Origin of the sequence: Streptomyces sp. BK79 (assembly GCF_044142145.1) — a bacterium.
Taxonomy (GTDB): Bacteria; Actinomycetota; Actinomycetes; order Streptomycetales; family Streptomycetaceae; genus Streptomyces.
In genome coordinates this window covers 21,811-35,735 of the sequence record NZ_JBHVOC010000036.1, presented here as the reverse complement: position 1 = coordinate 35,735, position 13,925 = coordinate 21,811, and the positions used below count along the sequence as shown (strand labels likewise).

Sequence of the window (13,925 nt, the reverse complement as noted above, 5' to 3'; positions counted from 1 at the left end):
CATCGCGTCACCTCAGCCTAACACCGACGCAACTTATAAGATATGAGAAAGGCGCGGTCGTGAAGATCACCAACGTGTACGAGGGCGTCGTCCCGATCAGCTCCTCGATCCGCAACGCCTGGATCGACTTCAGCTCCATGGACTGCTCGATCGTGGCGATCGAGAGCGACGTCATCCGCGACGGCAAGCCCGTCGTCGGTTACGGCTTCAACTCCAACGGCCGCTACAGCGCCGGCGAGATCCTGCGTCGCCGGATCCTGCCCCGCCTGACCGCCGCCGAGCCCGGCAGCCTCCTGGACGAACAGGGCCGCTTCGACCACGCCAAGGCGTGGGACGTGATGATGAACAACGAGAAGCCCGGCGGCCACGGCGAGCGCTCGGTCGCCGTCGGCGTCGTCGACATGGCCCTGTTCGACCTCGCGTCCAAGATCGAGGGCAAGCCGCTGTACCGGTACCTGTCCGAGCGCTACGGCGACGGACAGCCCGACGACTCCGTGTTCGTCTACGCCGCCGGTGGTTACTACGCGCCCGGCAAGACCCTGACCGACCTCCAGGACGAGATGCGCGGCTTCCTCGACCTGGGCTACGACGTCGTCAAGATGAAGATCGGCGGTGCCGACCTGGCCGAGGACCTGCGCCGCATCGAGGCCGTCATCGACGTCCTCGGCGGTGACGGCTCCCGCCTCGCCGTCGACGTCAACGGCCGCTTCGACCTCAGCACGGCGCTGGAGTACGGCCGGGCGATCGAGCCCTACGGCCTGTTCTGGTACGAGGAGATCGGCGACCCGCTCGACTACCACCTCAACGCCACCGTCGCCGAGCACTACGCCGGCCCCATCGCCACCGGCGAGAACCTCTTCTCCCTCCAGGACGCCCGCAACCTGATCCGCTACGGCGGCATGCGCCCCGACCGCGACACCCTCCAGTTCGACCCCGCGCTCTCCTACGGCCTGGTGGAGTACCTGCGCATCCAGGACATGCTCAAGCAGCACGGCTGGTCCTCCCGGCGCTGCATCCCGCACGGCGGGCACCAGTTCTCCCTGCACATCGCCGCCGCCCTCAAGCTCGGCGGCAACGAGTCCTACCCGGGCGAGTTCCAGCCCACCGGGGGCTTCGCCGACGACGCCGTGGTGGAGAAGAGCCGCGTCGGCCTGACCGACATCCCCGGCATCGGCTTCGAGGGCAAGGCCGCCTTCTACAAGGTGCTGCGCGACCTGCACAGCTGACCGTCACCGCACTCACACACCGCACCGTGACGCGCCCGCCGTCGGCGAGCGCCGTCCGCCGGCGCAGTTCCATCGAAGCGCCACGTACGACCACGGGGGACGCGAACCGCTTCGCGTCCCCCGCGCACACCCCCCACGGGACAGGGCCAGACACGATCGTCGTGCAAGGGAGCACCCTCGATGACATCCGCTACTACTGCCGCCGGCCGCCCGCAGCGGTCACGGCTGAACCGTCTGATACGTGAGCTGTGGTTCCAGGTCGTGCTGGGCGCGGTCCTCGGCATCGCCGTCGGCATCCTCGCCCCCGGGCTCGGCAAGGAACTCAAGCCGCTCAACGACTGGTTCATCGACCTGGTCAAGATGATCGTCGTCCCGGTCGTCTTCTGCGTGGTCACCACCGGCATCGCCTCCATGGACAACCTGCGCAAGGCAGGCCGGATCGGCGTGAAAGCGATCGGCTACTTCCTGGTGCTGTCGCTGCTGTCCATGCTGATCGGACTGGTGGTCGCCAACATCTTCCAGCCCGGCTCCGGCCTCCACGTCGATCCCTCCTCGCTCAACGCGGACGACGTACCGGAGACCGCCACCGAGCACGCCACCTTCACCGGCTTCATCTCCTCACTGATCCCCACCTCACTGCTGGGCGCGATCACCGGTGACGCCATCCTCGCCGCGCTCATGGTCTCCATCGTCTTCGGCGTCGCCCTGAACATGGCCGGCGAGGACGGCGCACCCCTGACCCGCGGGATCAAGGCCCTCTCCGACGTCGTGTTCCGCATCGTGGGCTGGGTGATGTGGCTGGCGCCGCTGGGCACCTTCGGCGCCCTGGCCACCGTGGTCTCCACCTACGGCGCCGAGAGCCTCAAGCAGCTCGGCTACCTCATCATCCTGTTCACCGCGACCTGCATCGTTTACGTCCTGGTCGTCCTCGGCGCCATCATGCGCGCCTGCCGCCTGAGCCTGTTCGGCCTCATGCGCTTCCTCAAGGCCGAACTCCTCGTCGCCCTGAGCACCTGCTCCAGCGAAGCCGTCCTGCCCCAACTGGTGCGCAAGCTGGAAACCCTCGGCATCGGCCGCCCGGTCGTCGGCATCGTCATCCCCTCCGGCTTCTCCTTCAACCTGGACGGCTCCGCGGTCTACCTCACCATGGCCTCCCTCTTCCTGGCCCAGGCCATGGGCATCGACCTCTCCTGGCAGCAACAGCTGATCATGGTCGGCGTCATGATGCTCACCAGCAAGGGCACCGCGGGCATCGCGGGCGGCGCGTTCATCGTCCTCGCCAGCACCGTCACCGCCGTCGGCCACGTTCCCCTGGCCGCCCTCTCGCTGATCGTCGGCATCGACCGCATCCTCAACGAGGGTCGCGTCTTCATCAACGTCCTCGGCAACGCCGTCGCCACCATCGTGATCGGCAAATGGGAAAAGGACCTCGACATCGACAAAGCCCGCTCGATCCTGCAGTCCCGCACCCCAGAGACGACCGCACCCGCCGACACCGAAGCCGGCAACAAAACCGGTACCGATGCCACCACCAAGGTCGGCGCCGACACCTGACCTCCCCCACCGCCGCATCCGCCGACGGTGCACCACCAACCCCGCCGCTCCACAGAAGAAGAGGACATTCCGCATGAGCGCGCCCAGCGTCTCCTACTCGATCACCGTCCGGCTCGAAGTGCCCGCGGGCGGCAGTGCCGTCTCACAGCTGACGGCCACCATGGAGGCGCTGGGCGGCTCGGTCACCGCCCTCGACGTGATCCACTCCGATGCCGACCGCCTGGGCATCGACGTCACCCTCTCGGCCTCCTCCACCTCGCACGCCGACGAGATCGCCGAGAAGCTGCGCGGCATCGAGGGCGTCAGCCTGGGCAAGGTCTCCGACCGTACCTTCCTCATGCACCTCGGCGGCAAGATCGAGATGGCGTCGAAGCACCCCATCCGCAACCGCGACGACCTGTCCATGATCTACACGCCGGGCGTGGCCCGCGTCTGCATGGCGATCGCCGAGAACCCCGAGGACGCCCGCCGCCTCACCATCAAGCGCAACTCCGTTGCGGTCGTGACGGACGGCTCGGCGGTGCTGGGCCTGGGCAACATCGGCCCCAAGGCCGCGCTGCCGGTCATGGAGGGCAAGGCGGCCCTCTTCAAGCGGTTCGCCGGCATCGACGCCTGGCCGCTCTGCCTGGACACGCAGGACACCGACGCGATCGTCGAGATCGTCAAGGCCATCGCCCCGGGCTTCGCCGGCATCAACCTGGAGGACATCTCCGCGCCGCGCTGCTTCGAGATCGAGGCCCGGCTGCGCGAGGCCCTGGACATCCCGGTCTTCCACGACGACCAGCACGGCACCGCGATCGTCGTCCTCGCGGCCCTGACCAACGCCCTGCGCGTGGTCGACAAGCCGATCGAGAACGTCCGGGTCGTCATGTCCGGCGCCGGCGCCGCCGGTACGGCCATCCTCAAGCTGCTGCTGGCCGCCGGTGTGAAGAACGCCGTCGTCGCCGACATCCACGGCGTCGTGCACGCCGGCCGCGCCGACCTGGTCGACGCCGCCCCGGAGTCGGCGCTGCGCTGGATCGCCGACAACACCAACCCCGAGGGCCTCACCGGCACCCTGAAGGAGGCCGTGCACGGCGCGGACGTCTTCATCGGCGTCTCGGCCCCGAACGTCCTGGACGGCGACGACGTGACCGCCATGGCGGACGGCGCGATCGTGTTCGCGCTCGCGAACCCCGACCCCGAGGTCGACCCGGCGATCGCCCGCCAGACCGCGGCGGTCGTCGCCACGGGCCGCTCGGACTTCCCGAACCAGATCAACAACGTGCTGGTCTTCCCGGGCGTGTTCCGCGGCCTGCTGGACGCCCAGTCCCGCACCGTCAACACCGAGATGATGCTCGCCGCCGCGCACGCCCTCGCGGACGTGGTGACCGAGGACGAGATCAACCCGAACTACATCATCCCCAGCGTCTTCAACGACAAGGTCGCCGGTGCCGTCGCGGGCGCCGTGCGCGAGGCGGCCAAGGCCGCCGGAGCCACGGCACTCTACTCCACCTCCCCACGCTGACCCACCTCCCGCGCCGCCGGTCGGGCACCGTGGTGCCCGGCCGACGGCAGCCGTCGAAAGACCTCCCCATGCAGTTGATGCGTATCGGCCCGTCCGGCCACGAGCGGCCCGTCGTCAGGGTCGACGAACACACCTACATCGACGTCTCCGACCTGGTCGAGGACTACAACCAGGCGTTCTTCGCAGCTGGCGGCCCCCGTCTCCTGGACGAAGCCGTCTCCGCCCGCCGCGTCTCGGGAGCAATCCACCGCTTCGGCACCGAGCGGGTCGGCGCACCCATCGTCCGACCCCACCAGATCCTCGGCGTCGGAGCCAACTACCGCGGCCCCGGCACACACGCCCCGCCTCCCCGGGAACCGCTCGTCTTCTCCAAGGCACCCAACTCACTGTGCGGGCCGCACGACCCCCTCTGTATTCCGCGGGGCTCCACGCAGACTGATTGGGAAGTCGAACTGGGTATCGTCATCGGCACCCGCAGTCTCTACCTGGCCGACGACGACGCGGCCACCGCGGCCATCGCCGGATACGTCCTCGTCAACGACATCACCGAGCGCTCCTTCCAGAAGGAACGCGGAGGCCAGTGGCTCAAGGGAAAGTCCGCCCCCACGTTCAACCCCTGCGGCCCCTGGCTGGCCACTCCCGACGATCTCGGCGACATCTCAAACCTGCGCCTGTGGCTGGACCACAACGGCACCCGCTGCCAGGACGGCACCACCGCGGACATCACCTTCGGCCCGGCTCACATCGTCCGCCATCTGAGCCAGTTCATGATCCTTGAGCCCGGAGACCTGATCAACACCGGCACCCCGTTCGGCGCGGGCAAGGACCTCAACCCACCGCACTACCTTTCCGCAGGTGACACCCTCACCTGCGGCGGGGACGGACTGGGCAGCCAGCACCAGACCGTCACAGCAGCTCCCTGACCGAACCGGTCAGTCCACGGCTACGCGCGGTCCGAGCGCGATAAACACGGTCCCGGTGCTGCTCACCTGATGCGGCAGGTCACAAGCAAGGAGCCGATCGCATCATCGGCCGTGGGAACGCCCGGCAGCATTTCCTGTGCAGCGCTCAGCCTTCGATGTGGTAACGGCTCTGGGACACGACGGCTTGGCGGATCTTGTTCGTGAAGTCGGAGGTACGGGCGAGGCAGGTGCCGCCCTCCGCCAACGCTTCGATGCCGCCGACTGTTGGGTGGACTGCATGACTGACGCTTTCGACTGACCGTCTCCTCGGCGAGTGCTCAGAGCTCGTAAGGGTGCGTCGTGCTGACGGTGGAGGACGACGGCGTGACGGAGCGGACCGGGGAGGGCCCCTCGTCGGGCTCGGGCGGCTCCGGGCTCGCGGGACTGCGTGAACGGCTCTCCGCGGTGGACGGGACCCTGGAGGCGGGGCCCGTCGGCAAGGGCATGTTCCTGCTGACGGCCGAGGTGCCGCTGCCGGCCGCCGGGACCGGGACCGCACTGGGGGTCGCCTCATAACGACGACCGTCGAGATTCCCCCTCGGCGCTCCTGAGAGGTACCACTCAACCGAGTTGCGGCTTCAGCCACCGTAGGACCTCAGGGGTGACCGGGTCGGTGATGTCGGCGAACTCGTCGTGCCGCTTGAGGAACTTGGCGACGTAGGGGCAGACCGGAACGATCCGCATCCCGGATGCGCGCACATCGGCGAGAGCCTGCCGGACCAGATGCCGGGCCAGTCCCTGGCCGGCGAACGCCTCGTCGATCTCCGTGTGGAAGAAGACACGCTGCACGCCCGCGTCACGGTAGGCGGTCAGACCGGCGCGTTGACCGTCGACCAGGATCTCGTACCGGCGCTCGGCGTCCGCCCGTTCGACGACCGCGGGGGTGGTGGACTCGCTCATGCTGGGCCTTTCCTGGGGGACGTGAACGGGGACGTGAACCGGGACATAGACGGGGACATCAGCGGGTCGGCGGGTTCCGGCGCGGCGTGATCACGGCGTTCGGCAGGGCCGGAGCGGGAAGGCGCCCGCCGGGGAAGTCCTCGATCACGCCGAAGCGTTCGGAGGATGCCTCCCAGTCCTCGCGGGCCTTCACCACGTCCTCGTGGCTGCGGCCTATGAAGTTCCACCACATGACGATCGCCTCTCCGAAGGGAGGCCCTCCGAGGAGGATGGTCCGCGCCGGGGCGTCGGTCTCGTTCACCATCGTCAGGGTTTCCGCGCCCCGCGGGACGTAGCCGAGGTCGGCGGGCCGCAGCACGGTGTCGAACAGGCGGACGTCCCCGCTGTCCACGAGGAGACCGTGCTCGAAAACCCCGTCCACACCGATGGTGAGGGTCGCACGGGGTGCGAGGACGATCTCGGCGCCGAGCAGCGGCGTGAAGGTCCGGACCGGAGAGGTGCGGCCCACCAACGACCCCAGGAAGACCCTGATCTCGGCTCCGTCGACCTGTACGGCTTCGGGCACGTGATGCTGGAAGTCCCGGGCGGCGTCGCGGTGTTCCTCGGGCAGCGCTACCCACAACTGGACGCCGTGCAGCACGGTGGTGTGCGGGGTGGAGACCTCCGAGTGGGCGATGCCGTGCCCGCCGGTCATGAGGTTCATCTCGCCGGGCCGGATCAGGGCGTGGGTGCCGAGGGTGTCGCGATGCTCGATCTCTCCGCCGAACAGCCAACTCACCGTCTGCAGACCCGTGTGCGGATGTGGAGCCATGACCATGCCGCCCGACTCGGCGACCTCGAGCGGACCGTAGTGATCGGCGAAGCACCAGGCGCCGATGAGCGTGCGCGCCCGCTGGGGCAGCGTGCGCCGCACCCGCATCGCGCGTGGTCCGCCGAGCGGGACCTCACGCGCCGACAGGACATCGACCCGGGGGGAACCGGCCGGCCGGTCGCCTTCGACGAGCGAGCCACCGCTCGGGGCCTCGGTATCACCTTCCGGACTGACCATCGAGAGCACCTCTTCCGTTCTGTAGTTGTCATGTCAACTCTGGTACCGCGGAGCCGTAGGGGCAGAGCCGCACGATCGCCGCCGGGCGCCCGGCTCCTCAGTCAGTGACCTTGCTGCGGGACTGGTACAGCAGGTCCTGGTACTCGGGATGCCGGCTGATCCAGCCCGCGAAGAAGGGGCAGGTGGCCAGCACCCGGAGACGCGCGGCACGGGCCTCGTCGAGGGCCGTGCGGACCAGCGCGGACCCGACCCCCGCACCCTCGTACTCCGCCTCGACCTCGGTGTGCACGAACGCGACGAGTTCCGCCGTACGGATGTACTCCGCGACGCCCGCCACCTTGGATTCGCCGTCGACACGGGCTTCGTAGCGCTTCGCTTCGGGTACGTCGCTCACTTCGATGGTCATGTGTGCGTCCTCCTCGTGCATTCGATCCCGCTCGACCCGGCGGAATCCCGTGGGCCAGGGCGTCACCCTAACCCCGTAAGGTTGATGCATCAACATGTCCAGGGCGAGAGCGGCCCCGGGCGAAGGGCGCGTCACCGACGCCGGTAGATGAGGTGTCAACGACCTCGTTAGACTGCCGCCATGGACGCACAGCCGCGCTGGCTCGACCCGGAAGAGAAGGCCGCCTGGGACAGCTTCATCCGCATGCAGGAGAAACTCATCGGACGGCTGTCCCGACGCGTCCAGATCGACTCCGGATTGTCGGCGGCGGACTACGTGGTCCTCGTCAGCCTCACGGAGAGGGGCAACGGGCGGATGCGCTTCCTCGATCTGGCCAAACTCGTGGAGTGGGAGAAGAGCCGGATGTCCCACCAGGTCACGCGGATGGCGAAACGCGGGCTCGTGGCGAGGGAGGAATGCCCCGACGACGGACGGGGAGCGTTCATCGTCGCCACCCCGGCTGGCTACGAGGCGATCGAGGAGGCCGCGCCGCAGCACGTCGAGCACGTCCGCCGCCTCTTCATCGACGCGCTCACCCCGAACCAGCTCAACACGCTCGGCCGGCTCTCCCAGCGCGTCCTGGACCACATGGAGAAGCAGCCGGACTGACCGGAGCCCCACGACGGCGTGGTCGACGCGCCGACCACGCACGCGAGGGCGCAAGCAGCCGCACCTCATCCCCATGTGGCCCAACCGGGCGTCGACACACCCGACCGGGATGGATCGCCCCTCGGTTCCGACCGCCCAACCGCCCACACCACACCGGCCGGCCCGCCCGCACGCCCGCACGCCCGCGACGCGCGGTCCCGCCCATCGCGCCACGACTTGGTTGACACGTAAACCACCGGGTGTCATGGTTGTCGCGTCAACTAGATCGTCGGCGGTGGTGCGGTCGCGGTACCTGACCGACGGGGACTCCCCCGATGCCGCCCGGGACGGACGTCCCGCCCGGTCGTCACGAACCACGCATCGCCACACCCCGACCCGACGGAAGCGTTGAGCGAGTGAACACGATGGATGCTTCGCAGATCGAGTTCGGTATCGACAGCTTCGGAGACCGGCCCCGAAACGACCAGGGTGTGATCGTCTCGCACGCGCAGGCCATCCGCGCCGCGGTGACCGAAGCGGTCCTCGCCGATCAAGTCGGGATCGACGTCATCGCGCTGGGCGAGCACCACCGGCCCGAGTACGCGATCTCCAGCCCAGAGACGGTGCTGGCGGGCATCGCGACGGCCACGCGGCGCATCCGGCTCGCCTCGGGCGTGACCGTGCTGTCCTCGGACGACCCGGTGCGCGTGTTCCAGCGGTTCGCCACGGTCGACGCACTCTCCGACGGCCGCGCCGAGGTGATCCTCGGACGAGGTTCCTTCACCGAGTCGTTCCCCCTGTTCGGGTACGACCTCAAGGACTACGAGGTGTTGTTCGAGGAGAAGATCGACCTGTTCCATCGGCTCCTCGACGAGAAGCCGGTCACCTGGGAAGGCACCACGCGTGCCGCCCTGCACGAGGCTGACGTCTACCCGAAGACGGAGGCGGGACGTCTCCGCACCTGGGTGGGGGTGGGCGGGACACCGCAGTCCGTGATCCGCACCGCGCGCTACGGCTTCCGGCTCATGCTCGCCGTCATCGGCGGCGCTCCCGACCGGTTCGCTCCCTACGTGGATCTGTACCGGCGTGCGAGCGAGGAGTTCGGCACGCTCGCACGACCGGTCGGCACGCACTCGCCCGGCTTCGTCGCCTCCACCGACGAAGAGGCGAAGGAGCTGTTCTACCCCGGGTACAAGGAGATCCGCGACCGGATCGGAAGGCAGCGTGGCTGGCCGCCGCTCCGCCGGGAGGAGTTCGACGCCGAGGTGGACCACGGGTCGCTGTACGTCGGCTCGGCCGAGACGGTCGCGGCCAGGATCGCCCATGCCGTCCGGGTTCTGAACGCGGGCCGGTTCGACATGATCTACTCCGCCGCGGGCACTGTTTCGGCCTCCGCACGTCTGCGCTCGGTCGAGCTGTACGGGACCCAGGTCATCCCTCGGGTCCGTGAGCTTCTGGCCGAGCGGCCCGCGGTCACGGCGGGTGCGACGCGATGACCGCCCCCGTCACCACGATCGGGGTCCTGGGCGCCGGGAAGGTCGGCACCGTCCTGGCGCGACTGGCGGTCGCCGCCGGGTACCGAGTCCTGATCTCCGGGTCCGGTGACCCCGCCAAGATCGCGCTCACCACCGGGATCCTCACTCCCGGAGCAACCGCCGTACGGCCTGACCGGGCCGCGGACGCCGCCGATGTGGTGATCCTGGCCCTCCCGCTCGGCAGACACCGCGAGCTGCCGGTCCCGAGTCTGGAGGGGCGGCTGGTCATCGACGCGATGAACCACTGGTGGGAGGTCGACGGTCCCCGCGACGCGATCCTCCCGCCCGACACCTCTTCGAGCGAAGCCGTCCAGCGGTTCCTGACGGGCGCACGGGTCGTCAAGGCCCTCAACCACATGGGCTACCACGACCTCGAGGACGGGGTTCGTCCAGCCGGCGCCCCTGGACGCAAGGCCGTGGCCATCGCCGGTGACTCGCCCGAGGATCTCGCTGTCGTGTCCGCGCTGATCGACACGCTCGGATTCGACCCCCTCGTCATCGGCGACCTCGCGGCAGGCGTCCGGCTCGAGCCCGGAACCCCCGCCTTCGGAGCCAACGTCGACACCGACCGGCTCCGTGCACTCACCGCCGCCTCCGGTCCGACGAACCTGCTTGAGTACGCGTGACAGAAGCTCGCGTACGCGTGACAGAAGACAGCCGGACGAACCGTCGTGCCCTGGTGCCCGATGGGACTCGTGCATGGAGGACTCAGTGCGACCGATCATCCCCGACTATCTGGCAGAGGTACTGCGAGATGTGGAGTCGGACACGTCAGGAGAGCCGGCGGGATACATCCCCGAGCTGGCGGCAGCGGACCCCGAGCGCCTCGGCGCGGCCTTCGCCATGCTCGACGGAGAGGTCTACGGCTCCGGTGACATCGATATCGAGTTCACCATCCAGTCGATCTCCAAGCCGTTCGTCTACGCGTTGGCCCTGGCCGATCACGGGTTCGGCCCCGTCCTCGCCAAGGTCGGCGTCGAGCCGTCCGGAGAGGCGTTCAACGAGATCTCTCTCGAAACCGGGACGGGGCGCCCACGCAATCCCATGATCAACGCTGGTGCGATCACCGTGCACGCGCTGGCCGGCGCGGAGGACCTCACTCCGGAGCAGCGTGTGGAACGCGTGCGCCAGGGACTCTCGGCGTTCGCCGGTCGCGCGCTCACGATGGACGAGGCGGTATGTGCCTCGGAGATGGAGCACGCGCACCGCAACCTCGCCATCGCCCACATGCTCCGCAGCCACGACGTCCTCACCAAGGACCCCGAGGCCGTGGTGGAGGGCTACACCCGCCAGTGTGCCGTGCTCGTCACCACGCGCGATCTGGCCATCATGGCCGCGACCCTGGCCAACCGCGGGACGAACCCTCTCACGGGTGACCAGGTGGTGCCGGAACCGGTGGTGCGCCAGGTGTTGAGCGTCATGTTCAGCTGCGGAATGTACGACGCCGCCGGTGACTGGGCGACCCAGGTCGGCATTCCGGCGAAGAGCGGGGTGGCGGGCGGCCTGATCGGCGCGCTCCCCGGACAGATCGGCATCGCGACGTTCTCACCGCGACTGGATCGTCACGGGAACAGCGTGCGCGGGGTGTCCCTGTTCGAACGCTTCTCCTCGGACATGGGGCTGCATGTGATGGAGACCCCCGCCGCCGCGCGTGCCGTCGTGCGGTCCCACCATGTCGTGGGCGACGGACCGGACGCGCTGCGGGTCCTGCAGCTCCAAGGCGGCATCGGCTTCGCCGGAGCCGAGAGAGTCCTTCAGGGAGCCATGACCATCCCCCCTTCGGGCACAAGGGTGGCTCTGGACCTGACCATGGTCCATTCGATCGACGACGTGGCACGGCGCATGCTGCTGGAGGTCGCACGCCGGCTGACACTGAACGGCCACGAGGTCTATCTCGTCGACCCGGAGTCGGTCATGCCCGATCCCGACCCGGGAGACGGTGGCCGAGTCACGGTCGTGGACGCCGTGGATCAGGTCGTGAACCCGGCGCGGAACGGCCCGGCACAGGAGCCGCCCGGAGGCGGAACGGCGAATCCTCCGACTCGCCCCCGTTGACAGCGAGTTCACGCACACAGACAGCACACGGACATGGGTCGGCGTGCGTGTCGTCGACCGAAAGGCAGGAGATCATGGGTTACATCACCGTCGGCGCGGAGGCTATCCGCTGAACGGGCACAGCTGGGAACGCCAGACCCGCGAACTGCTGGCCCAGGGCCCGGGTCATCACCTATGACCGTCGCGGCTTCGGCCAGTCGTCGAAGGTGAACTCCGGTTACGACTACGACACCTTCGCCGCCGACCTCAACACAATCCTCGAGACCCTGGACCTGCGGGACGTCGTCCTCGTCGGTTTCTCGATGGGCACCGGGGAACTCGCCCGCTACGTGAGCCGCCACGGACATGAGCGTGTCGCGAAGCTCGCCTTCCTCGCCTCACTCGAACCGTTCCTCGTAGCCCGCGACGACAACCCCGACGGCGTGCCGCAGGAGGTGTTCGACGGCATCGCCGAGACCGCGAAGGCGGACCGGTACGCCTGGTTCAAGCAGTTCTACGCGGACTTCTACAACCTCGACGAGAACCTCGGCTCCCGTATCAGCTAGGAGGCCGTGTCCGGCAGCTGGAGCGTCGCGATCCGCAGCGCTCCGGTCGCCGCGTACGCCGTGGTCCCGGCGTGGATCGAGGACTTCCGCACCGACGTCGAGGCGGTCCGGGCGAGCGGCAAGCCCGCACTGATCCTGCACGGAACGAAGGACAACATCCTCCCGATCGACGCCACCGGGCGCCGATTCCACGAAGCCCTTCCCGAGGCGGACTACGTCGAGGTCGAAGGAGCACCGCACGGCCTGCTCTGGACCCACGCTGACGAGGTCAACACCGCGCTGCCCGACTTCCTCGCGAAGTGACGGCGGATCGACCCGCTGCTCCCCCTAAAACTTCGCCCGACAACTCCCGCTGACGGCTTCACCCGGCGGGCAACCGCGTCTTGGCCGCGACGGAGGGGCTCATGCGGCACCGAAACAGCGGTGAAGAGGCGCTGCACGGGCCCCTCGGCGACGGGATCACAGGAGGAAAGCGACAGTTCAACGGCACGGCCCACAGCAGAGGTCGACGCCGTGGCCGCTGTTGCCGGGATCGTCGCCTCGCCCTCCGATCAGCCGCTGTGTCAGGCCTCGTCGCCGGTGGGCGTGGCCAGGAGCTGCGTCTCCCAGGCGAAGGCCACACCGCTGGCGCCGCCGTGCTGCGCCTGGACCTCGGCGACTCCCCCCCACGGTCTCCTCGCGGGCCCAGTCGCGCTGCCACTCGCCCAGTACGGCCATCCAGGTGATCGGCACCACGCCGGCCTGGATCATGCGCTGCACCGCCATGTCGTGGGCCTCCCTGGAGACACCGCCCGACGCGTCGGTGACGACGAAGACCTCGAAGCCCTCCCCCACCGCCTGTATCGCCGGCATGGCCACACAGATCTCCGTCCAGAGGCCGGCGATGATCAGCTTCTTGCGTCCCGTCGCCTTGACGGCGTCCACGACACGCTCGTCCTGCCAGGTGTTGATGAAGGTCCTGTTGATCGGCTTCTGCTCCGGGAACACCTCCTGCAGCCCCGGCAGGATGAGGCCGCCGCGCTCCTCCAGGACGGTGGTCAGAATGGTCGGAACGTCGAACACCTTGGCGGCCTTGGCGAGCCCCACGGCGTTGTTGATGACCATCGTCGGTTCGTGGCTGTGCAGGTTGGCGACCTGGAACGGCTGGTGGTCGATGAGGGTGAGCACACTCTCCTCGGGCGTCAGCAGCGCGCCGAGTCCGGCCTTGTTCCCAGTAGTCACGACATTCCCCTTCAGGCACTTCGCGCCCGTGGGTCTCCGGCAGTGCACCGACATCCCGACGCCCCGAGTGAGGCGGATACGGGATGACCGGGCCGGCGCCCACACACCCATGTGGTTGACGCATCACCTACGCTAGAGGGCGTTGGTTGACGGGTCAACCAGACTCGGCCTTGGAGGCGCGAACGAGCCGGCCGGCCAGACCACTCGGGATTCAGCAAGCGCCGGCCGTCGCCCACCAGTCGGTGGGCGCGCATGTGCACGCGCTGCCGTGGGGACTCCTGAGCCGCGTGCGGCGGCCCAGGCATACGGAAGGGCGGTTCGGGGAGTCCCCGGACCGCC

11 protein-coding genes and 3 pseudogenes are annotated in these 13,925 nt (G+C 68.7%); 10 read left to right on the top strand and 4 right to left on the bottom strand.

The window, feature by feature from the left end:
• The first annotated feature begins 59 nt into the window (after positions 1-59).
• The 5 genes and pseudogenes from ACFIF2_RS33380 to ACFIF2_RS33360 form a co-directional block, all read left to right on the top strand.
• Entirely contained in the window at positions 60-1,226 is a 1,167-nt protein-coding gene (locus ACFIF2_RS33380; protein WP_395577024.1) for a mandelate racemase/muconate lactonizing enzyme family protein, read from the top strand.
• Between the two features lie 180 nt (positions 1,227-1,406).
• Positions 1,407-2,780, top strand: coding sequence for a cation:dicarboxylate symporter family transporter (locus ACFIF2_RS33375; RefSeq protein WP_395577023.1), 1,374 nt, complete (start codon positions 1,407-1,409; stop codon positions 2,778-2,780).
• A gap of 73 nt (positions 2,781-2,853) precedes the next feature.
• The gene (locus ACFIF2_RS33370; protein WP_395577022.1) at positions 2,854-4,287 is read left to right on the top strand and encodes an NAD-dependent malic enzyme; all 1,434 of its coding nucleotides are present in this window, start codon (positions 2,854-2,856) and stop codon (positions 4,285-4,287) included.
• 68 nt (positions 4,288-4,355) lie between these two features.
• Positions 4,356-5,210 (top strand): fumarylacetoacetate hydrolase family protein, encoded by an 855-nt coding sequence (locus tag ACFIF2_RS33365; protein ID WP_395577021.1) that lies wholly within the window; start codon positions 4,356-4,358, stop codon positions 5,208-5,210.
• Between the two features lie 330 nt (positions 5,211-5,540).
• Positions 5,541-5,765 (top strand): annotated as a pseudogene (locus ACFIF2_RS33360) (sensor histidine kinase); the annotation flags it as partial.
• Positions 5,766-5,810: 45 nt separating this feature from the next.
• On the opposite strand, the gene ACFIF2_RS33355 reads toward ACFIF2_RS33360, so the two are convergent.
• The 3 genes from ACFIF2_RS33355 to ACFIF2_RS33345 all read right to left on the bottom strand — a co-directional run bounded on the left by ACFIF2_RS33355 (position 5,811) and on the right by ACFIF2_RS33345 (position 7,603).
• Positions 5,811-6,149, bottom strand: a complete 339-nt coding sequence (locus tag ACFIF2_RS33355) for a GNAT family N-acetyltransferase (RefSeq protein WP_395577020.1) — start codon at positions 6,147-6,149, stop codon at positions 5,811-5,813.
• Between the two features lie 58 nt (positions 6,150-6,207).
• Positions 6,208-7,197: a pirin family protein gene (locus ACFIF2_RS33350; protein WP_395577019.1), complete on the bottom strand. Its 990-nt coding sequence runs from the start codon at positions 7,195-7,197 to the stop codon at positions 6,208-6,210.
• Between the two features lie 97 nt (positions 7,198-7,294).
• On the bottom strand, positions 7,295-7,603 hold the full coding sequence (locus ACFIF2_RS33345; protein ID WP_395577018.1) for a GNAT family N-acetyltransferase: 309 nt from the start codon (positions 7,601-7,603) through the stop codon (positions 7,295-7,297).
• Positions 7,604-7,783: 180 nt separating this feature from the next.
• On the opposite strand from ACFIF2_RS33345, the gene ACFIF2_RS33340 reads away from it, so the two are divergent.
• The 5 genes and pseudogenes from ACFIF2_RS33340 to ACFIF2_RS33320 form a co-directional block, all read left to right on the top strand.
• On the top strand, positions 7,784-8,251 hold the full coding sequence (locus ACFIF2_RS33340) for a MarR family winged helix-turn-helix transcriptional regulator (RefSeq protein WP_395577017.1): 468 nt from the start codon (positions 7,784-7,786) through the stop codon (positions 8,249-8,251).
• Positions 8,252-8,655: 404 nt separating this feature from the next.
• The gene (locus tag ACFIF2_RS33335; protein WP_395577016.1) at positions 8,656-9,726 is read left to right on the top strand and encodes an LLM class flavin-dependent oxidoreductase; all 1,071 of its coding nucleotides are present in this window, start codon (positions 8,656-8,658) and stop codon (positions 9,724-9,726) included.
• Positions 9,723-10,391 carry an NADPH-dependent F420 reductase gene (locus tag ACFIF2_RS33330; protein ID WP_395577015.1) on the top strand — a complete coding sequence of 223 codons (669 nt, stop codon included), beginning with the start codon at positions 9,723-9,725 and terminating at the stop codon, positions 10,389-10,391. The genes ACFIF2_RS33335 and ACFIF2_RS33330 overlap by 4 nt, the downstream gene beginning before the upstream one ends.
• Before the next feature lie 85 nt (positions 10,392-10,476).
• Positions 10,477-11,820: a glutaminase gene (locus ACFIF2_RS33325; RefSeq protein WP_395577048.1), complete on the top strand. Its 1,344-nt coding sequence runs from the start codon at positions 10,477-10,479 to the stop codon at positions 11,818-11,820.
• Between the two features lie 100 nt (positions 11,821-11,920).
• Positions 11,921-12,668, top strand: a pseudogene (locus ACFIF2_RS33320) (alpha/beta fold hydrolase); the annotation flags it as partial.
• A gap of 260 nt (positions 12,669-12,928) precedes the next feature.
• On the opposite strand, the pseudogene ACFIF2_RS33315 reads toward ACFIF2_RS33320, so the two are convergent.
• Positions 12,929-13,586: pseudogene (locus ACFIF2_RS33315) on the bottom strand (hydrolase).
• Positions 13,587-13,925: the final 339 nt, after the last annotated feature.

Bases quoted from the DNA above. Each gene is read 5' to 3' on its own strand.
- ACFIF2_RS33350 (WP_395577019.1), bottom strand. From the start codon at position 7,197: ATGGTCAGTCCGGAAGGTGATACCGAGGCCCCGAGCGGTGGCTCGCTC.
- ACFIF2_RS33355 (WP_395577020.1), bottom strand. From the start codon at position 6,149: ATGAGCGAGTCCACCACCCCCGCGGTCGTCGAACGGGCGGACGCCGAG.
- ACFIF2_RS33340 (WP_395577017.1), top strand. From the start codon at position 7,784: ATGGACGCACAGCCGCGCTGGCTCGACCCGGAAGAGAAGGCCGCCTGG.
- ACFIF2_RS33365 (WP_395577021.1), top strand. From the start codon at position 4,356: ATGCAGTTGATGCGTATCGGCCCGTCCGGCCACGAGCGGCCCGTCGTC.
- ACFIF2_RS33370 (WP_395577022.1), top strand. From the start codon at position 2,854: ATGAGCGCGCCCAGCGTCTCCTACTCGATCACCGTCCGGCTCGAAGTG.
- ACFIF2_RS33330 (WP_395577015.1), top strand. From the start codon at position 9,723: ATGACCGCCCCCGTCACCACGATCGGGGTCCTGGGCGCCGGGAAGGTC.
- ACFIF2_RS33335 (WP_395577016.1), top strand. From the start codon at position 8,656: ATGGATGCTTCGCAGATCGAGTTCGGTATCGACAGCTTCGGAGACCGG.
- ACFIF2_RS33345 (WP_395577018.1), bottom strand. From the start codon at position 7,603: ATGACCATCGAAGTGAGCGACGTACCCGAAGCGAAGCGCTACGAAGCC.
- ACFIF2_RS33375 (WP_395577023.1), top strand. From the start codon at position 1,407: ATGACATCCGCTACTACTGCCGCCGGCCGCCCGCAGCGGTCACGGCTG.